Source organism: Hoeflea sp. BAL378 (genome assembly GCF_000759435.1).
Taxonomy (GTDB): Bacteria; Pseudomonadota; Alphaproteobacteria; order Rhizobiales; family Rhizobiaceae; genus Hoeflea.
This window is the reverse complement of record NZ_JRJG01000133.1, coordinates 1-19,873: the sequence shown is the minus strand read 5'-3', so window position 1 is coordinate 19,873 and position 19,873 is coordinate 1. Positions and strand designations below refer to the sequence as shown.

Genomic DNA, 19,873 nt, shown 5'->3' with positions numbered 1-19,873 from the left:
AAGGCGGCCGCACCGTCGGCGCCGGCATCGTCGCCACGATCATCGAGTAACCGGTGATCGCACGTCGACGGCGAAAGCCGCCGACGGCATGGATGGACACTGCAAAACGCGCTTCGGCGCGTTTTGTTTTTGGCGCCGCCGGCATCGTCGCCGCGACCGTCAAAGGCCGTCCGGCTTGCCCACAAGCACCAGAAAACGCGCCGCATGGCGCGTTTTTTCGTTTGCGCCGCCGGCATCGGCGCCGGGCTGGGGCAGGGCGCCCTATCGCCTGCCCACAGCGCCGATCCCGGACCGGGACGGGCACGAAAAATCTGGCGCGAACGGGACGAATATGTTTGGTGGAGTCGGAAATCTGGGGTTGAAATTTGGGGGATCGAGGGTGTACGGGTTGCAGGTGACTTTGAGACTCGCCGTTGCTGTCGCGCTCGCGGGTTTTCCCGTCCCGCTCGCAGCGGCCCATGCCGCCGGGTGTCCCGAACGCCCGCGCTGTCAGGGCTGCGGCTGCAAGGGCGGCCCCGGCTACAGGAGCGACGCGACGGGCAAATGCGTGGGTTTCAAGGCGCTGCAAGCCGAGTGCGGCGATCCGCCGACGCTCAGGTGCACGTTCGAGAATGCGCCGGGCACGGGGTTGAACAGGGAGTGTGCCCTGCGCAAGTCTTCCGGGTGACCGGGCGGGCCCTTCGGGCCGCCCTGCTGAAGGCCCGGGCAGGCGCGGTGAGGCCCGCGGCGAATGACGCAAGATGAAGTGCATGGAGGCGACGGTGAACAATTTCCTGGTCTGAACATCGGAACACTTTCCAATCCAGATCGAAAGAGCAGATCCATGACGCGTCCCTTTCTTGATTCCGGCCTGCGCCATCCCATCGTCCTGCCCGACGGCACGCCCCATGAGGGCACGGTGCATCTCAACCGGGTGATCGACCATCCCAACATCACCGTGGGCGATTTCAGCTATTACTCCGGCCTCGGCGCCTGCGACGACTACGCCGCCGAAATCGCGCCCTATCTCTATCCCGGCGCTCCGGAACGGCTCCGGATCGGCCGATTCTGCCAGATCGCCAGCGGCACCCGGATCATCACGAGTTCGGCCAATCACGCCATGGGCGGCTTTTCCACCTTTCCCTTCGCGGTGTTCAGGCAGGAGCTGATCGGCAGCTATGCCGCCGAGATCGGCGATCAGCGCGACACCCACATCGCCAATGATGTCTGGCTCGGCTTCGAATCGGTGGTGATGCCGGGCGTGCGCATCGGCAACGGCGTCATCGTCGCGGCGAGGGCGGTGGTGACCAGCGACGTTCCCGACTATGCGGTGGTCGCCGGCAATCCCGGACGGGTGGTGCGCATGCGGTTCCCGCCCGAGATCGTGCTGCGCCTCCTGGGCATTGCCTGGTGGAACTGGGAAGTGCGCAAGATCGAGCGCCATGTGAAGGCGATCACCAGCGCCGACATCAACGCCCTGCAGCGCGCCGCCTGAGCCGGGGCGCGGCGCGGCGGGAATAACCCGGAGCCGGCGGGCATCGCGGCGCCGCGCGTGGGCCTGTCGGGGCGTCAATACGGAGCCTTGGAGAGAAAATGCCGCCGCGGTCGGATTTGGCGTCACTTCCTTGTTGTTTTCCCGCGCATTTGACGCTATCAGGTCCGCCACCAGCCTAGGGGTATAGCTCAGTTGGTAGAGCGACGGTCTCCAAAACCGTAGGTCGCAGGTTCGAGTCCTGCTGCCCCTGCCAGCCGGACACGTCCCGGCTTTGGCGAGAATCCGGCTGATGCGGGCAGGCGTGCCGGGAGCAAGCTTCGGGCCAGTTGACCGGCAAATCGATAAAAAAGCCTATTCCCTCTTGTGATTTCGGGAATCGGGCTTTATGTAGACGTTAACAGACACGCGGTGTGTGGGGCTGGGATACCGGCCTTACGCGCCGTATAAGCGTGGACAGACAATGGCATCAAAAACAAATCCGTTTACGTTCCTCCAGCAGGTTCGGGCTGAAACTGCGAAAGTGAAGTGGCCGTCGCGCCGCGAAACCTCGATCTCGACGGTCATGGTTCTCGTGATGGTGCTGCTCGCCTCCATTTTCTTTTTTGCGGCCGACCAGGCACTGGGCTGGGCGATTTCGCTCATCCTGAATGTCGGCGCTTGAGGCGGGGAAAAACATGACTGCACGCTGGTACATCGTCCACGCCTATTCGAATTTCGAGAAGAAGGTCGCTGATTCGATCGAGGAGCAGGCGCGCCAGAAGGGCCTGAGCCATCTCTTCGAGAAGATCCTGGTCCCGACCGAGAAGGTCGTCGAAGTGCGCCGCGGCCGCAAGGTCGATGCCGAGCGCAAGTTCTTCCCGGGTTACGTGATGGTGCGCGCCGACCTCACCGACGAGGCGTTTCACCTGATCAAGAACACGCCGAAGGTGACGGGGTTCCTGGGCAGCGATTCCAAGCCGGTGCCGATTCCCGATTCCGAGGCCGAGCGCATCCTGATGCAGGTCCAGGAAGGCGTCGAGCGGCCCAAGCCCTCGATCGCCTTCGAGATCGGCGAGCAGGTGCGGGTGTCCGACGGACCCTTCGCCTCGTTCAACGGCACGGTGCAGGAAGTCGACGAAGAGCGGTCGCGCCTCAAGGTCGAGGTCTCGATCTTCGGCCGGGCCACACCGGTCGAGCTCGAATACGGTCAGGTCGAAAAGGTCTGACCCAGGTTTTGCCCGGCCCGTGCTTTCGTGACGAAGGCGCGGACCGGTTTTTTGCATTGCCGGCGTGGCCGGCGATGGAAAGCGCGTGGGAGGCGAGCGGGCTGAAGCCGGCCTGTCGGACCGAACCACGCAACCGCAGCCGCCGGCTTGTCCGGCATGAAACGGCGCTGAGGCGCTGTTGTAAAGAGAGGCAGAGAGAAAATGGCTAAGAAAGTTGCAGGCCAGCTCAAGCTGCAGGTTCCGGCAGGGTCGGCGACGCCGTCGCCCCCGATCGGTCCGGCACTTGGTCAGCGCGGCATCAACATCATGGAATTCTGCAAGGCGTTCAATGCCGCCACGCAGGAAATGGAAAAGGGCATGCCGATCCCGGTCGTCATCACCTACTACCAGGACAAGTCCTTCACCTTCGCGCGCAAGCAGCCGCCGGTGAGCTACTTCCTCAAGAAGGAAGCCAAGCTCAAGTCCGGCTCCAAGACGCCGGGCAAGGAAGTCGCAGGTTCGGTCACCCGTGACCAGGTCCGTGCGATCGCCGAAGCAAAGATGAAGGATCTCAACGCCGCCGACATCGAAGGCGCGATGGCCATGGTCGAGGGCTCCGCCCGCTCCATGGGCCTGGAAGTGACGGGATAAGACCATGGCAAAGATTGCAAAGCGCATACAGAAGATCAACGAAGGCGTTGACCGCAACAAGCTCTACATGCTCGGCGACGCCGTCGCCATGATCAAGGAGCGCGCCATCGCCAAGTTCGACGAGACCATCGAAGTGTCGATGAATCTCGGCGTCGATCCGCGCCACGCCGACCAGATGGTCCGCGGCGTCGTCAACCTGCCCAACGGCACCGGCCGCACCGTCCGCGTCGCCGTCTTCGCCCGTGGCGACAAGGCCGACGAAGCCCGCGCAGCCGGCGCCGACGTGGTCGGAGCCGAGGAGCTCGTAGACATCGTCCAGGGCGGCACGATCGATTTCGATCGCTGCATCGCCACGCCGGACATGATGCCGCTGGTCGGCCGTCTCGGCAAGGTGCTCGGCCCGCGCGGCATGATGCCGAACCCGAAGGTCGGCACCGTGACCACCGATGTCGCCGGCGCCGTGAAGGCCTCCAAGGGCGGCGCCGTCGAGTTCCGCGTCGAGAAGGCAGGCATCGTCCATGCCGGCATCGGCAAGGCCTCGTTCGGCTCCGAGCAGATCCAGGAAAACATCCGGGCTTTCGCCGATGCGGTCATCAAGGCCAAGCCGACGGGCGCCAAGGGCAACTACGTCAAGCGCGTGGCGATTTCCTCGACCATGGGCCCCGGCGTCAAGATCGATCCGTCGTCGCTCAGCGTCGCCTGATTTTTGAATTCTGAGAACCGGGTCTTGGATCCGGTTCTCGATAGTTTCCGGCCCCTGGGCCGGAAAGGTCCGGGGCGAAAGTCCCGGGCTCCCTGTCCGAGACTGCAGGTGGTCGGCCCTCAGAAGCCTACCTTAATTCTATGACCTGCATGAGACGGGTAAGTTCCGTTTTCAGGAGCGCAAGCTCCAACGGTTCGAACCTCGCTTGCCTTGTGTCGCTGCCCTCATCCGGTATCGGCGCGAGGGGACAGGATCCTCAAGCGTCGCTTGCGGGTTCTTTGGAATCCCTGGCGGCAAAGGCAAACCCGGCCCGTGATGCTTGCATCACAGGCCAACTGGAGAAACGCAGTGGATAGAGCGGAAAAACGCGAATTCGTCGCGGAACTGAACGGTGTTTTCACCAACGCCGGTTCGGTTGTCGTGGCCCACTACGCCGGTCTTACGGTTGCGCAGATGAACGACCTCAGGTCGCGCATGCGCACAGCCGGAGGCACCGTCAAGGTCGCGAAGAACCGCCTTGCCAAGATCGCTCTTCAGGGCACGGAGTCGGAAGGGGTCTCGGACCTCTTCACGGGTCAGACGCTCATCGCTTATTGCGATGATCCGGTGACCGCTCCAAAGATCGCCGTCGAGTTCACCAAGGTCAGCGACAAGCTGGTCATCCTTGGTGGCGCGATGGGGGCGACCATTCTCGACGCCGATGGAATCAAGGCTCTCGCCACGATGCCGTCGCTCGACGAGATGCGCGCGAAACTTGTCGGCATGATTCAGACGCCGGCAACGCGCATCGCCCAGATCGTCAACGCACCCGCTGGCGCGGTTGCGCGCGTCATTGGCGCATACGCCCTGAAGGACGAAGCCGCATAAGGCGGAACTTCGCTGTGAATTAGATCAACACCGGTTCGAACCGAATACAAGGAAGCAAGAAAATGGCTGATCTCGCCAAAATCGTGGAAGACCTTTCCAACCTCACCGTCCTGGAAGCCTCCGAGCTGTCCAAGATGCTTGAAGAAAAGTGGGGCGTCTCCGCCGCTGCTCCGGTGGCTGTCGCTGCCGCCGGCGGCGCTGCAGCACCTGCTGAAGCTGTCGAAGAAAAGACAGAATTCGATGTGATCCTGGCCGACATCGGCGCCAACAAGATCAACGTCATCAAGGAAGTCCGCGCCATCACCGGTCTCGGCCTCAAGGAAGCCAAGGACCTGGTGGAAGCCGCTCCGAAGGCCGTCAAGGAAGGCGTTTCCAAGGGCGAAGCTGCAGACATCAAGAAGAAGCTTGAAGACGCCGGCGCCAAGGTCGACGTCAAGTAAGACGAACATCGCATCCGGGGGAGGGCCTGCCTTCCCCCGGATGTATCTGTCGATGGACCGATTACCCAAAAGCCCGCAAAACGGCTTTTGGGTAATGGGTTCTTCAAAAGGATGGTTTCAAACCAGACCGCAAGGCACTCCGGCCGCGCCGTCCTGGACATGAGACGAGATTGAACGAAGTCATTTCTATGACGGAGTCGCTTGGCCAGCGGCGTCCGTCTGTTGCAGGCCCGGATGCAAATTACAAGGAGCGACGATGGCTCAGACCCTTTCCTTCAACGGTCGTAGGCGCGTACGCAAGTTTTTCGGAAAAATCCCGGAAGTGGCGGAGATGCCGAACCTCATCGAGGTTCAGAAGGCGTCCTATGACCAGTTCCTGATGGTGGACGAGCCCGTCGGCGGCCGTTCGGACGAAGGACTGCAGGCAGTTTTCAAATCGGTCTTCCCGATTTCCGACTTCTCCGGCAGCGCGATGCTGGAATTCGTGTCCTACGAGTTCGAACACCCCAAGTTCGACGTTGAGGAATGCCGTCAGCGCGACCTGACCTATTCGGCGCCGCTCAAGGTGACGCTGCGCCTGATCGTGTTCGATATCGACGAGGACACGGGCGCCAAGTCGATCAAGGACATCAAGGAGCAGAACGTCTACATGGGCGACATGCCGCTCATGACCGACAACGGCACCTTCATCGTCAACGGCACCGAGCGCGTCATCGTCTCGCAGATGCACCGGTCGCCCGGCGTGTTCTTCGACCACGACAAGGGCAAGAGCCATTCGTCGGGCAAGCTGCTGTTCGCCGCCCGCGTCATCCCCTATCGCGGTTCCTGGCTCGACATCGAGTTCGACGCCAAGGACATCGTCCACGCCCGCATCGACCGCCGCCGCAAGATCCCGGCCTCGTCGCTGCTGATGGCGCTGGGCATGGATGCCGAAGAGATCCTGTCCACCTTCTACACCCACTCGATCTATGCGCGTGACGGCGAAGGCTGGCGGATTCCGTTCCAGCCCGAGACGCTCAAGGGCCAGAAGGCCATGGCCGACATGATCGACGCCGACACCGGCGAAGTGGTCGTCGAGGCCGGCAAGAAGCTTACCCCGCGCCTGCTCAAGCAGCTGACCGAGAAGGGCGTCAAGTCGATCAAGGCCACCGACGAGGACCTCGTCGGCTCCTACCTGGCCGAGGACATCGTCAATCCCGAGACCGGCGAAGTCTATCTCGAGGCCGGCGACGAGCTCGAGTTCTCCGTCGACGCCAAGACCGGCGAGCGCAAGGGCAACCTGATCGACCTGATCGAGGCCGGCTACGACGACATCAAGATCCTCGACATCGACCACATCAATGTCGGCGCCTATATCCGCAACACGCTGGCCGCCGACAAGAACACCTCGCGTCAGGAAGCGCTGTTCGACATCTACCGGGTCATGCGCCCGGGCGAGCCGCCCACCATCGATTCGGCCGAAGCCATGTTCAACTCGCTGTTCTTCGACAGCGAGCGCTACGACCTGTCGGCCGTGGGCCGGGTCAAGATGAACATGCGCCTTGACCTCGACGCCGAGGACACCGTGCGCGTGCTGCGCAAGGACGACATCATCGCCGTGGTCCGTACCCTGGTCGCCCTGCGCGACGGCAAGGGCGAGATCGACGACATCGACAACCTCGGCAACCGCCGGGTGCGTTCGGTTGGCGAGCTGATGGAAAACCAGTACCGCCTCGGCCTGCTGCGCATGGAGCGCGCCATCAAGGAGCGCATGTCGTCGATCGAGATCGACACCGTGATGCCGCAGGACCTGATCAACGCCAAGCCGGCAGCCGCCGCCGTCCGCGAATTCTTCGGCTCCTCGCAGCTGTCGCAGTTCATGGACCAGGTCAACCCGCTGTCCGAGATCACCCACAAGCGCCGCCTGTCGGCGCTTGGACCCGGCGGTCTGACCCGTGAACGCGCCGGCTTCGAAGTCCGCGACGTGCACCCGACCCACTACGGCCGCATCTGCCCGATCGAGACGCCGGAAGGCCCGAACATCGGCCTGATCAACTCGCTCGCCACCTTCGCGCGCGTCAACAAGTACGGCTTCATCGAAAGCCCGTACCGCAAGATCAAGGACGGCAGGGTCACCAAGGAAGTGATCTATCTGTCGGCGATGGAAGAGGCCAAGTACTTCGTCGCCCAGGCCAATGCCGAGCTCAGCGAAGACGGCCACCTGGTCAACGAGTTCGTCGTCTGCCGCCATTCCGGCGACGTGATGATGACGCCGCGCGAGAACATCGACCTGATGGACGTGTCGCCGCGCCAGCTGGTGTCGGTGGCCGCGGCCCTGATCCCGTTCCTCGAGAACGACGACGCCAACCGCGCGTTGATGGGATCGAACATGCAGCGTCAGGCGGTTCCGCTGGTCCGCGCCGAGGCCCCGTTCGTGGGCACCGGCATGGAGCCGGTGGTGGCCCGTGACTCGGGTGCTGCCATCGCGGCGCGCCGCGGCGGCGTCGTCGACCAGGTCGACGCGACCCGTATCGTCATCCGCGCCACCGAGGATCTGGAAGCCTCGCGCTCGGGCGTCGACATCTACCGGCTGCAGAAGTTCCAGCGCTCCAACCAGAACACCTGCATCAACCAGCGTCCGCTGGTCACTGTCGGCGACGTTCTCAACAAGGGCGACATCATCGCCGACGGTCCGTCGACGGATCTCGGCGACCTGGCGCTCGGCCGCAACGTGCTCGTCGCGTTCATGCCCTGGAACGGCTACAACTACGAGGACTCGATCCTCCTGTCCGAACGCATCGTCTCCGACGACGTGTTCACCTCCATCCACATCGACGAGTTCGAGGTGATGGCGCGCGACACCAAGCTCGGACCGGAAGAAATCACCCGCGACATCCCCAACGTTTCGGAAGAAGCGCTGAGGAACCTCGACGAGGCCGGCATTGTCTATATCGGCGCCGAAGTGGCTCCGGGCGACATTCTGGTGGGCAAGATCACGCCGAAGGGCGAAAGCCCGATGACGCCGGAAGAGAAGCTCCTGCGCGCCATCTTCGGCGAGAAGGCCTCGGATGTGCGCGACACCTCCATGCGCATGCCGCCCGGGACCTACGGCACCATCGTCGAAGTCCGCGTCTTCAACCGCCACGGCGTTGAAAAGGACGAGCGCGCCATGGCCATCGAGCGCGAGGAAATCGAGCGGCTCGCCAAGGACCGCGACGACGAGCAGGCGATTCTCGACCGCAACGTCTACGGCCGCCTGTCGAACATGCTGGCGGGCAAGGTGGCGATCGCCGGACCGAAGGGCTTCAAGAAGGGCACGGAAGTCAATGCCGACACCATCGGCGACTATCCGCGGTCGCAGTGGTGGACCTTCGCCGTCGAGGACGAGAAGCTGCAGGGCGAGATCGAAGCCCTGCGCGGCCAGTACGACGATTCCAAGAAGCTGCTCGAGAGCCGCTTCATGGACAAGGTCGAGAAGGTCCAGCGCGGCGACGAACTGCCGCCTGGCGTGATGAAGATGGTCAAGGTCTTCGTCGCCGTGAAGCGCAAGATCCAGCCGGGCGACAAGATGGCCGGCCGTCACGGCAACAAGGGTGTGGTTTCCCGCATCCTGCCCTGCGAGGACATGCCGTTCCTGGAAGACGGAACCCATGTCGACATCGTGCTCAACCCGCTGGGCGTGCCTTCGCGCATGAACGTCGGACAGATCCTCGAAACCCATCTCGGATGGGCCTGCTCGGGAATGGGCAAGAAGATCGGCGCGATGCTGGATGCCTACAATGCGGGGGGAGAGATTCAGCCGCTGCGCGACACCATCGACAGCGTCATCGGCACCGGTCCGAAGGGCGAGCCGATCAAGGACTACGACGATTCGTCTATCATCCGTCTGGCCGAGCAAACCCGCCGCGGCGTGTCGATCGCCACGCCGGTGTTCGACGGGGCTGTCGAGGCCGACATCAACATCATGCTCGAACAGGCAGGGCTCAATGTCTCGGGTCAGTCGACGCTCTATGACGGGCGTACCGGCGAGACCTTCGACCGTCCGGTCACCGTGGGCTACATCTACATGCTCAAGTTGAACCACCTGGTGGACGACAAGATCCACGCCCGTTCGATCGGACCTTACTCGCTCGTGACCCAGCAGCCGCTGGGCGGCAAGGCGCAGTTCGGCGGTCAGCGTTTCGGGGAAATGGAGGTCTGGGCGCTCGAAGCCTACGGCGCCGCCTACACCCTGCAGGAAATGCTCACCGTCAAGTCGGACGACGTGGCGGGCCGCACCAAGGTCTACGAGGCCATCGTGCGCGGCGACGACACCTTCGAGGCCGGCATTCCGGAGAGCTTCAACGTGCTCGTCAAGGAAATGCGCTCGCTCGGTCTCAACGTCGAGTTGGAGTCCAACAAGATCGACGGCATCGTCGAGCCCGAAGACCTGCCTGACGCGGCTGAATAAAGCCTGGAAGGCGCGAGGGACCACAAATCCCTCGCGCCATCATCCGTCCCGCTGACGCGGGCCGGAGATGATACCCGCGCCAGTCGCGGTCAAGATGAATTTCAGGCGATGGCCTGTTGCCGGGTGTCCGCCGGCGCCGTCGCAAGCCAAGGGCGAACAGCCCTAAAAGGAGACAGGCATGAACCATGAGGTCATGAATCTTTTCAACAACGCCGTTCCGGCGCAGACGTTCGATTCCATCCGGATCTCGATCGCCAGCCCCGAGAAGATTCTTTCCTGGTCCTTCGGCGAAATCAAAAAGCCGGAGACGATCAACTACCGCACCTTCAAGCCGGAGCGCGACGGTCTGTTCTGCGCCCGCATTTTCGGTCCGATCAAGGACTATGAGTGCCTGTGCGGCAAGTACAAGCGCATGAAGTACAAGGGCGTCATCTGCGAGAAGTGCGGCGTCGAAGTCACGCTGTCGCGCGTCCGCCGCGAGCGCATGGGCCACATCGAGCTCGCAGCCCCCGTCGCCCATATCTGGTTCCTCAAGTCGCTGCCCTCGCGCATCGGCACGCTGCTCGACATGACGCTCAAGGATATCGAGCGCGTCCTGTATTTCGAGAACTACATCGTCACCGAGCCGGGCCTGACGTCGCTCAAGGAGCATTCGCTGCTCTCTGAGGAGGACTACATGATCGCCGTCGACGAGTTCGGCGAGGATTCGTTCACCGCCATGATCGGCGCGGAAGCGATCTACGAACTGCTGGCCTCGATGGACCTCGAGCGGATCGGCGGCGAACTGCGCACCGAGCTCGCCACCACGACGTCGGAACTCAAGTCCAAGAAGCTGATGAAGCGCCTCAAGATCGTCGAGAGCTTCATGGATTCGGGCAACCGTCCGGAGTGGATGATCATGAAGATCGTCCCGGTGATCCCGCCGGACCTGCGTCCGCTGGTGCCGCTCGACGGCGGCCGCTTCGCGACCTCGGATCTGAACGATCTCTATCGCCGCGTCATCAACCGCAACAACCGTCTGAAGCGCCTGATCGAGCTGCGCGCCCCCGGCATCATCATCCGCAACGAAAAGCGGATGCTGCAGGAAGCCGTTGACGCGCTGTTCGACAACGGCCGCCGCGGCCGCACCATCACCGGCGCCAACAAGCGTCCGCTGAAGTCGCTCTCCGACATGCTCAAGGGCAAGCAGGGCCGTTTCCGGCAGAACCTGCTCGGCAAGCGCGTCGACTATTCCGGCCGGTCGGTCATCGTTACCGGTCCGGAACTCAAGCTGCACCAGTGCGGCCTGCCCAAGAAGATGGCGCTCGAGCTGTTCAAGCCGTTCATCTACGCCCGTCTTGACGCCAAGGGCTATTCGTCCACCGTCAAGCAGGCCAAGAAGCTGGTCGAGAAGGAAAAGCCGGAAGTCTGGGATATCCTCGACGAGGTCATCCGCGAGCACCCGGTTCTCCTCAACCGCGCGCCGACGCTGCACCGTCTGGGCATCCAGGCCTTCGAACCGATCCTGGTCGAAGGCAAGGCGATCCAGTTGCACCCACTCGTCTGCACCGCCTTCAACGCCGACTTCGACGGCGACCAGATGGCCGTTCACGTGCCGCTGTCGCTCGAAGCCCAGCTTGAAGCCCGCGTGCTGATGATGTCGACCAACAACATCCTGCACCCCGCCAACGGCGCGCCGATCATCGTGCCGTCGCAGGACATGGTGCTGGGTCTGTACTATCTGTCGATCCAGGCCGAGAACGAGCCGGGCCAGGGCATGGTGTTCTCCGACATGGGCGAACTCCATCATGCGCTGGAAAGCAAGGTCGTCACCCTGCACACCAAGATCCGGGGCCGGTTCAAGACCGTCGATGCCGAAGGCAACCCGGTTTCGAAGATCTTCGAAACCACGCCGGGCCGCATGATCATCGGCGAGCTTCTGCCGCGCAACGTCAATGTGCCGTTCGACACCTGCAACCAGGAAATGACCAAGAAGAACATTTCCCGGATGATCGACACCGTCTACCGCCACTGCGGCCAGAAGGACACGGTCATTTTCTGCGACCGCATCATGCAGTTGGGCTTCAGCCATGCCTGCCGCGCCGGCATCTCGTTCGGCAAGGACGACATGGTCATTCCGGACAGCAAGGCCAAGATCGTCGGCGATACCGACAGCCTGGTGAAGGAATACGAGCAGCAGTACAATGAGGGCCTCATCACCCAGGGCGAAAAGTACAACAAGGTTGTCGACGCCTGGGGCAAGGCGACCGAGAAGGTCGCCGACGAGATGATGGCGCGCATCAAGGCGGTCGAATACCATGAGAATGGCCGCCAGAAGCAGATGAACTCGATCTACATGATGAGCCATTCCGGCGCCCGCGGCTCGCCGAGCCAGATGCGTCAGTTGGGCGGCATGCGCGGCCTGATGGCCAAGCCGTCGGGTGAAATCATCGAGACGCCGATCATCTCGAACTTCAAGGAAGGCCTGACCGTGAACGAGTACTTCAACTCGACTCACGGCGCACGCAAGGGCCTTGCCGACACCGCGCTCAAGACGGCCAACTCCGGTTACCTGACGCGTCGTCTGGTTGACGTCGCCCAGGACTGCATCGTCACCCATGTCGATTGCGGCACCAAGGAAGGCCTGACGATGACCGCCATCGTCGACGCCGGACAGGTCGTGGCGTCGATCGGTCAGCGCATCCTCGGCCGCACCACGCTGGACGACATCAATCACCCGGTGACGGGCGAGCTGATGGTCAAGGCCGGCTCGATGATCGATGAAGCCCAGGTGGTCGACATCGAGGCCGCCGGCATCCAGTCGATCCGGATCCGGTCGCCGCTCACCTGCGACATCCAGACCGGGATCTGCGGCACCTGCTACGGCCGCGACCTGGCGCGCGGCACGCCGGTCAACATCGGCGAAGCTGTCGGCGTCATCGCCGCGCAGTCGATCGGTGAGCCCGGCACGCAGCTCACGATGCGTACCTTCCACCTTGGCGGCACCGCCACCGTGGTCGACCAGTCGTTCCTGGAAGCCTCCTACGAGGGCACGGTCCGCATCAAGAACCGCAACATGCTGCGCAATTCCGATGGCAATCTGATTGCCATGGGCCGCAGCATGGCTGTCCAGATCCTGGACGAGAAGGGCGCCGAGCGCTCGTCGCAGCGGGTGGCCTACGGCTCCAAGATCTTTGTCGACGACGGCGATGCGGTCAAGCGCGGCCAGCGTCTGGCCGAGTGGGATCCGTACACACGCCCGATGCTGACGGAAATCGAGGGCACCGTGGAATTCGAGGATGTCGTCGACGGCATCTCGGTTCTCGAAGCCACCGACGAGGCAACCGGCATCACCAAGCGTCAGGTCATCGACTGGCGGTCGACGCCGCGCGGCGCCGACCTCAAGCCGGCGATCATCATCAAGGGCAAGGATGGCGAGATCGCCAAGCTGGCCCGTGGCGGCGAAGCCCGGTTCCAGCTCTCGGTCGACGCCATTCTGTCGGTCGAACCCGGCGCCAAGGTCAGCCAGGGCGACGTGCTCGCCCGCGTGCCGCTCGAAAGCGCCAAGACCAAGGACATCACCGGCGGTCTGCCGCGGGTGGCCGAACTGTTCGAGGCCCGTCGTCCGAAGGATCACGCCATCATCGCCGAGATCGATGGCACGATCCGCTTCGGCCGCGACTACAAGAACAAGCGCCGCATCCTGATCGAGCCGGCGGAAGATGGCGTCGAGCCTGTCGAGTATCTCATTCCGAAGGGGAAGCCTTTCCACCTTCAGGATGGCGATTTCATCGAAAAGGGCGACTACATCCTCGACGGCAATCCTGCGCCGCACGACATCCTGGCGATCAAGGGCGTGGAGGCGCTTGCCTCCTACCTCGTCAACGAGATCCAGGAAGTCTACCGCCTGCAGGGCGTGTTGATCAACGACAAGCACATCGAGGTGATTGTCCGGCAGATGCTGCAGAAGGTGGAGATCACCGACTCCGGCGATTCGGTCTACATCGTCGGCGACAATGTCGACCAGATCGAACTCGACAACGCCAACGACCGCCTGGTCGAGGAAGGCAAGAAGCCTGCCTACGGCGTGCCGGTTCTGCTCGGCATCACCAAAGCCTCGCTGCAGACGCCGTCCTTCATCTCGGCGGCCTCGTTCCAGGAGACCACCAAGGTGCTCACCGAGGCGGCTGTCGCCGGCAAGGTCGACACGCTGCAGGGCCTCAAGGAGAACGTCATCGTCGGTCGTCTGGTGCCCGCGGGCACCGGCGGCACCATGACCCTGATCCGTCGCATCGCCACCTCGCGCGACGATCTGATCCTGGACGAACGCCGCAAGACCTCGGGTGCGCAGACTGCGGCCCCGATGCTGACCAACATGAACAAGGAAGAGCCGACGCCTGCCGAGTAGGGCAGGGCGCGGTTCGCGGGTCTCTCCCGCACCAGGTTCGAACGAAAAACGCCCGGTTCCGCCGGGCGTTTTTTGTATCCAGGAGCGCGACAAACGACAGATTTGTTGATCTGGAGCAAAGTCGCCAATTGGAAGCATTCTAAACTGGCCCCCGTTCAATCCGAACGGAGGTTATTATGAAAAAGATTCTCACATCGATCGCTCTGGCGCTTTTGGCCAGCACGGCCTTCGCCGCCGACCCGACGCCCGGCGAATTGCGCGAAAGCGCCCTGGAGCTGTTCAAGCCATTGCCGTCGACCACGCCGTCAGTCCTCAACAACCCGATCACTCCCGAAAAGATCGAGCTGGGCAAGGCGCTGTTCTTTGATCCGCGCATTTCCGCGTCGGGTGTCTTCTCCTGCAACTCCTGCCACAATCTCGGCACCGGCGGGGACGACAATCTCGAAACGTCGATCGGCCACGGCTGGCAGAAGGGCCCGAGAAACGCGCCGACGGTCTTCAACGCCGTCTTCAACATCGCCCAGTTCTGGGACGGCCGCGCCGACGACCTCGCCGCGCAGGCGAAGGGGCCGGTGCAGGCCGGCGTCGAGATGGCCAACACGCCGGCCCAGGTGGTCGCCACGCTGAAATCGATGCCCGACTACGTGACCTGGTTCAATGCGTCCTTCCCGGGCGAGGAAGATCCGGCCACCTTCGACAACTTCGCCAAGGCGATCGAGGCTTTCGAGGCGACGCTGATCACGCCCGCGCCCTTCGACGCCTTCCTCAATGGCGATGACAATGCGCTTTCCGCCGACCAGCAGAAGGGGCTGGCCCTGTTCATGGACAAGGGATGCTCCACCTGCCACGCCGGTGTCAATCTGGGCGGGGAAGGCTACTATCCCTTCGGCCTGATAGAGAAGCCCGGCGCGGAAGTGCTGCCCGAGAACGACAAGGGACGCTTCGCCGTCACCCAGACGGCCGACGATTCCTATGTCTTCCGCGCAGCACCGCTGCGCAACGTCGCGGTGACCGCGCCCTATTTCCACTCCGGCAAGGTCTGGGACCTCAAGCAGGCGGTCGGCATCATGGGCGTGTCGCAGCTCGGCGAAGACATCAACGACGAGGAAGTCGGCCTGATCGTGGCCTTCCTCGGTTCGCTGACCGGCAAGGTTCCGGAAGTCACCTATCCGATCCTGCCGGCCGAAACCGCCGACACGCCGCGCCCGAGCGGCGAAGTCAAGAACTGACCACCCGCGGCAGCGGTACACGCATGAAGAAGAAAGGGCCGCCCGGCGATCGGGCGGCCCTTGGCCTGTCCGGCACGGCGTGACGGGACGGCTCAGTCGAAGGCGATGACGGCCACTTCGCCTTCGAGCGCGCCCTGGTAGGCCGAAGCGTGCGGCTCCTCGCTGGGCGCGCCGTCTATCAGGCCGATCTGGTCGAGGTCGGCTTCCGCGAACCCCTTCGCCGACAGCGCGTCGAGGCACAGCCGGACCGCCGTGTCCTCGTCGGGCGCGGCCAGCATGACATGGACCGGGCTCATCTCGCCGCCCTTGCGCCGGTTGGTCTGGCCGATGATGATGAAGATGGCCGGAGCGTCGCCGCTGTCGTGATAATTGTCGTTGTCGGAATTCATCTGCCATCCTTTCTGCGTCGGGGAGGGACCTACCTCCCATGGTGCCGGGGCGAAGGCAACGGCCTTTCGCCGCCGTCCGGCCGCGCCGCGGGGCTTGTTCGGCGGACCGGGGCCGTTGTCCCCGGCAATCCGCCGCCCCCGCCCGGCTCTGCGCTTGCCGATGCCGCCGTTCCGTGTTTGTCTGAAGCGCCATATCGGGCAATTACAGAGGGAGTATTGCACATGGGTCTTGAAGGTATTTTGATTTTTCTCCTTGTCGGCGCCATCGCCGGCTGGCTCGCCGGCGTGATCATGAAGGGCTACGGCTTCGGCCTGATCGGCAACATCATCGTCGGCATCGTCGGCGCCTTCGTCGCCGGCCTGGTCCTGCCGATGGTGGGTGTGGCGATCGGCGGCGGCATCGTCGGCTCGATCATCCACGCCACCATCGGCGCGGTGATCCTGCTGTTTCTCATCGGACTGGTGCGAAGGGCCTGATTCCTTTTTGCCAGCGTCTGAGTCGCCCTGTCGCGGCGGCGCAGGCCCGTCCTCCGGTTCTTGCCTTGTCCCGGCGGTTGACCCGCCGGGGCAGGGGCAACTAAACACCCAGCAGGACCGCTCAGGCGCAACAATCTGTCGCGAACCACCCGGACCCGTCCTCCCGGTGCCGCCCGGGACGATTATTTCACGCATGGCCTTGACGGCATGGGGGGAAATCAGTAGTTACCGGCCACCGAGACCGATGTGAGGCGCTTTTCTTCGGGACGACACGTCCTGGAACTTGTCTCAAACAAGGTGTCTGACTGCACTGTGAACTGACAATGCTGCACGCATGACGCATTTGGTTGCGTCCTCTGCTTTCATGGGCCCTCCGGCAAAACCGGATCCGGCCCTTGTTTTGCGCATATGGTTCACACGCATGGTGCCCGAGAGGGCGAAACATGAATTCTAAAGGGATGGTTACATGCCAACTGTAAACCAGCTGATCCGCAAGCCGCGCCAGGCGCCGGTAAAGCGCAACAAGGTTCCCGCGCTGGAGCAGAATCCGCAGAAGCGCGGCGTATGCACCCGCGTGTATACGACGACCCCGAAGAAGCCGAACTCGGCTCTTCGTAAGGTTGCCAAGATCCGTTTGACCAACGGCTATGAAGTGATCGGTTACATCCCTGGTGAGGGCCATAACCTGCAGGAACACTCCGTGGTGATGATCCGCGGCGGCCGCGTCAAGGACCTTCCCGGCGTGCGCTATCACGTCATCCGCGGCGTGCTCGACACGCAGGGCGTCAAGAACCGCAAGCAGCGCCGCTCGAAATACGGCGCCAAGCGTCCGAAGTAATTGTGTTGGCCGGATGCATCCCGCGATGCGCCCGGCCATTTCGACCCATCAGTTGAAAGACGAAAAGCATGTCACGACGTCACAGTGCAGAAAAGCGTGAGATCAACCCGGACCCGAAGTTCGGCGATCTGGTCATCACCAAGTTCATGAACGCCATTATGATGCACGGCAAGAAATCAGTTGCCGAGCAGATCGTCTACGGCGCGCTTGACCAGGTTCAGACGCGCTCCAAGTCGGAGCCGGTGGCCATGTTCCACCAGGCGCTCGACAATGTCGCGCCGCATCTGGAAGTCCGGTCGCGCCGCGTCGGTGGCGCCACCTACCAGGTGCCGGTCGATGTCCGCCCCGAGCGCCGTCAGGCCTTGGCCATTCGCTGGCTGATCGCCGCTGCGCGCAAGCGCAACGAAACCACCATGATCGAGCGCCTGTCGGGTGAACTCATGGATGCGGCCAACAATCGTGGCAGCGCGGTCAAGAAGCGGGAAGACACCCACAAGATGGCCGACGCAAACCGCGCATTCTCGCATTACCGCTGGTAATCAACGAACCGTTCTCGAAAGGCATTCAAGATGGCCCGCGAATACGCAATCGAAGACTACCGTAATTTCGGTATCATGGCGCATATCGACGCCGGCAAGACCACGACCACCGAGCGCGTGCTTTACTACACCGGTAAGTCGCACAAGATCGGTGAAGTGCATGATGGCGCCGCCACCATGGACTGGATGGAGCAGGAGCAGGAACGCGGCATCACCATCACGTCCGCTGCGACCACCACCTTCTGGAAGGGCCGCTCCGGCAAGATGTGCCGCTTCAACATCATCGACACCCCCGGCCACGTCGACTTCACCATTGAAGTCGAGCGTTCGCTGCGCGTGCTCGACGGCGCCATCGCGCTGCTCGACGCCAACGCCGGTGTCGAACCGCAGACGGAGACCGTCTGGCGCCAGGCCGACAAGTACAACGTCCCGCGGATGATCTTCTGCAACAAGATGGACAAGACCGGCGCGGACTTCTACCGCTCGGTCTCCATGATCAAGTCGCGCCTCGGCGCCACCCCCGTGGTCATGCAGCTTCCGATCGGCGCCGAGACCGAATTCAAGGGCGTCGTCGACCTGATCGAAATGAACGCCATCGTCTGGCGCGATGAATCGCTTGGCGCCCAGTGGGACGTCATCGAGATCCCGGACGACATGAAGGAAAAGGCCGCGGAATACCGCGAACTGCTCATCGAGACCGCCGTGGAAGCCGAAGAAGCCGCCATGGAGCGCTATCTCGAAGGCCAGATGCCGGACAATGACGAACTGCGTGCGCTCGTCCGCAAGGGCACCATCGCCGTCCAGTTCTTCCCGATGTTCTGCGGCTCGGCCTTCAAGAACAAGGGCGTTCAGCCGCTTCTCGACGCCGTGATCGAATATCTGCCGAGCCCGGCCGACGTTCCCGCCATCGAAGGCATCGACGTCAAGACCGAGCAGCCGACCACCCGCGCCGCCACCGACGAAGCCCCGCTCGCCATGCTGGCCTTCAAGGTGATGAACGACCCGTTCGTCGGTTCGCTGACCTTCGCCCGCATCTATTCGGGCAAGCTCGAAAAGGGCTCGTCGGTCCAGAACACCGTCAAGGAAAAGCGCGAGCGCGTCGGCCGCATGCTGCAGATGCACTCGAACTCCCGCGAAGACATCGAGGAAGCCTTTGCCGGCGACATCGTGGCTCTCGCAGGCCTCAAGGAAACCACCACGGGCGACACGCTGTGCGATCCGCTCAAGCCGGTCATCCTCGAGCGCATGGAATTCCCCGAGCCGGTGATCCAGATCGCCATCGAGCCGAAGACCAAGGGCGACCAGGAAAAGATGGGCCTCGCGCTCAACCGCCTGGCTGCCGAGGATCCTTCGTTCCGCGTCAAGACCGACGAGGAATCCGGCCAGACGATCATCGCCGGCATGGGTGAACTCCACCTCGACATTCTCGTCGACCGCATGCGTCGCGAGTTCAAGGTCGAGGCCAATGTCGGCGCGCCGCAGGTTGCCTACCGCGAATCGATCACCAAGGCCTACGAAGCCGACTACACCCACAAGAAGCAGTCGGGTGGTTCGGGTCAGTTCGCCCGCGTCAAGATCCGCTTCGAGCCCAACACCGAGACCGAGGATTTCGTGTTCGAATCCAAGATCGTCGGCGGTTCGGTGCCGAAGGAATACATCCCCGGCGTCCAGAAGGGCATCGACAGCGTGATGAATTCCGGTCCGCTCGCGGGCTTCCCGATGCTCGGCGTCAAGGCGACGCTGATCGACGGCGCCTACCACGACGTGGACTCGAGCGTGCTCGCCTTCGAAATCGCCGGTCGCGCCTGCTTCCGCGAGAATTCGAAGTTCATGGGTCCGCAGCTGCTTGAGCCGATCATGTCGGTTGAGGTGGTGACGCCGGAAGATTACGTCGGCGACGTGATCGGCGACCTGAACTCGCGTCGTGGCCAGATCCAGGGCCAGGAAATGCGCGGGATCGCCGTGGTCATCGACGCGCATGTGCCGCTGGCCAACATGTTCAAATACGTCGATACGCTGCGCTCCATGTCCCAGGGACGCGCGCAGTACACGATGACGTTTGATCATTACGCACCGGTGCCGTCGAACGTCTCCCAGGAGATCCAGGCGAAATACGCTTAATTTGCCGGATAGCCGGGTCCGCGTCGCTGACGCCGATCCGGCCCGGACACCGAAACAGTAAATTGCCCGCAACGGGCTGAATGAGAATGGAGAGCCGAAGATGGCAAAGGGTAAGTTCGAGCGCAATAAGCCGCATGTGAACATC

The 19,873-nt window shown here is 62.9% G+C and carries 15 protein-coding genes and 1 tRNA gene; 15 read left to right on the top strand and 1 reads right to left on the bottom strand.

Going from position 1 to position 19,873, the window contains the following annotated elements; translation table 11 throughout:
• Positions 1 to 823: 823 nt before the first annotated feature.
• The 11 genes from LL06_RS21970 (at position 824) to LL06_RS21920 (ending at position 15,364) form a co-directional block, all read left to right on the top strand.
• Positions 824 to 1,474 carry a CatB-related O-acetyltransferase gene (locus LL06_RS21970; protein WP_035531960.1) on the top strand — a complete coding sequence of 217 codons (651 nt, stop codon included), beginning with the start codon at positions 824 to 826 and terminating at the stop codon, positions 1,472 to 1,474.
• A gap of 177 nt (positions 1,475 to 1,651) precedes the next feature.
• Positions 1,652 to 1,727, top strand: a tRNA-Trp gene (locus LL06_RS21965).
• 207 nt (positions 1,728 to 1,934) lie between these two features.
• A complete protein-coding gene (gene secE, locus LL06_RS21960; RefSeq protein WP_035531958.1) occupies positions 1,935 to 2,135 on the top strand; it encodes a preprotein translocase subunit SecE in 201 nt (66 codons plus the stop codon).
• Between the two features lie 13 nt (positions 2,136 to 2,148).
• Positions 2,149 to 2,679, top strand: a complete 531-nt coding sequence (gene nusG / locus LL06_RS21955) for a transcription termination/antitermination protein NusG (protein ID WP_035531956.1) — start codon at positions 2,149 to 2,151, stop codon at positions 2,677 to 2,679.
• Positions 2,680 to 2,880: 201 nt separating this feature from the next.
• Positions 2,881 to 3,309 (top strand): 50S ribosomal protein L11, encoded by a 429-nt coding sequence (rplK, locus tag LL06_RS21950; RefSeq protein ID WP_035531954.1) that lies wholly within the window; start codon positions 2,881 to 2,883, stop codon positions 3,307 to 3,309.
• Between the two features lie 4 nt (positions 3,310 to 3,313).
• Positions 3,314 to 4,012: a 50S ribosomal protein L1 gene (gene rplA, locus LL06_RS21945; RefSeq protein ID WP_035531952.1), complete on the top strand. Its 699-nt coding sequence runs from the start codon at positions 3,314 to 3,316 to the stop codon at positions 4,010 to 4,012.
• 348 nt (positions 4,013 to 4,360) lie between these two features.
• Positions 4,361 to 4,879, top strand: a complete 519-nt coding sequence (gene rplJ, locus LL06_RS21940) for a 50S ribosomal protein L10 (RefSeq protein WP_035531949.1) — start codon at positions 4,361 to 4,363, stop codon at positions 4,877 to 4,879.
• Positions 4,880 to 4,941: 62 nt separating this feature from the next.
• Positions 4,942 to 5,319 carry a 50S ribosomal protein L7/L12 gene (rplL, locus tag LL06_RS21935; protein WP_035531946.1) on the top strand — a complete coding sequence of 126 codons (378 nt, stop codon included), beginning with the start codon at positions 4,942 to 4,944 and terminating at the stop codon, positions 5,317 to 5,319.
• A gap of 256 nt (positions 5,320 to 5,575) precedes the next feature.
• On the top strand, positions 5,576 to 9,748 hold the full coding sequence (gene rpoB / locus LL06_RS21930; RefSeq protein ID WP_035531943.1) for a DNA-directed RNA polymerase subunit beta: 4,173 nt from the start codon (positions 5,576 to 5,578) through the stop codon (positions 9,746 to 9,748).
• A gap of 178 nt (positions 9,749 to 9,926) precedes the next feature.
• Positions 9,927 to 14,135, top strand: coding sequence for a DNA-directed RNA polymerase subunit beta' (gene rpoC / locus LL06_RS21925; RefSeq protein ID WP_035531940.1), 4,209 nt, complete (start codon positions 9,927 to 9,929; stop codon positions 14,133 to 14,135).
• A gap of 176 nt (positions 14,136 to 14,311) precedes the next feature.
• A complete protein-coding gene (locus LL06_RS21920) occupies positions 14,312 to 15,364 on the top strand; it encodes a cytochrome-c peroxidase (RefSeq protein WP_035531937.1) in 1,053 nt (350 codons plus the stop codon).
• A 92-nt stretch (positions 15,365 to 15,456) separates the two neighbouring features.
• On the opposite strand, the gene LL06_RS21915 is transcribed toward LL06_RS21920, so the two are convergent.
• Positions 15,457 to 15,753, bottom strand: a complete 297-nt coding sequence (locus LL06_RS21915) for a hypothetical protein (RefSeq protein ID WP_035531935.1) — start codon at positions 15,751 to 15,753, stop codon at positions 15,457 to 15,459.
• A 222-nt stretch (positions 15,754 to 15,975) separates the two neighbouring features.
• On the opposite strand from LL06_RS21915, the gene LL06_RS21910 reads away from it, so the two are divergent.
• From LL06_RS21910 to fusA, 4 genes are all read left to right on the top strand, one after another.
• A complete protein-coding gene (locus LL06_RS21910; protein WP_035531933.1) occupies positions 15,976 to 16,230 on the top strand; it encodes a GlsB/YeaQ/YmgE family stress response membrane protein in 255 nt (84 codons plus the stop codon).
• Between the two features lie 466 nt (positions 16,231 to 16,696).
• Complete coding sequence (rpsL, locus tag LL06_RS21905) at positions 16,697 to 17,068, top strand: 30S ribosomal protein S12 (protein WP_007197105.1); 372 nt, start codon at positions 16,697 to 16,699, stop codon at positions 17,066 to 17,068.
• A gap of 68 nt (positions 17,069 to 17,136) precedes the next feature.
• Positions 17,137 to 17,607: a 30S ribosomal protein S7 gene (gene rpsG, locus LL06_RS21900; RefSeq protein WP_035531931.1), complete on the top strand. Its 471-nt coding sequence runs from the start codon at positions 17,137 to 17,139 to the stop codon at positions 17,605 to 17,607.
• 30 nt (positions 17,608 to 17,637) lie between these two features.
• Positions 17,638 to 19,728, top strand: coding sequence for an elongation factor G (gene fusA / locus LL06_RS21895; protein ID WP_035531927.1), 2,091 nt, complete (start codon positions 17,638 to 17,640; stop codon positions 19,726 to 19,728).
• Positions 19,729 to 19,873 lie beyond the last annotated feature (145 nt).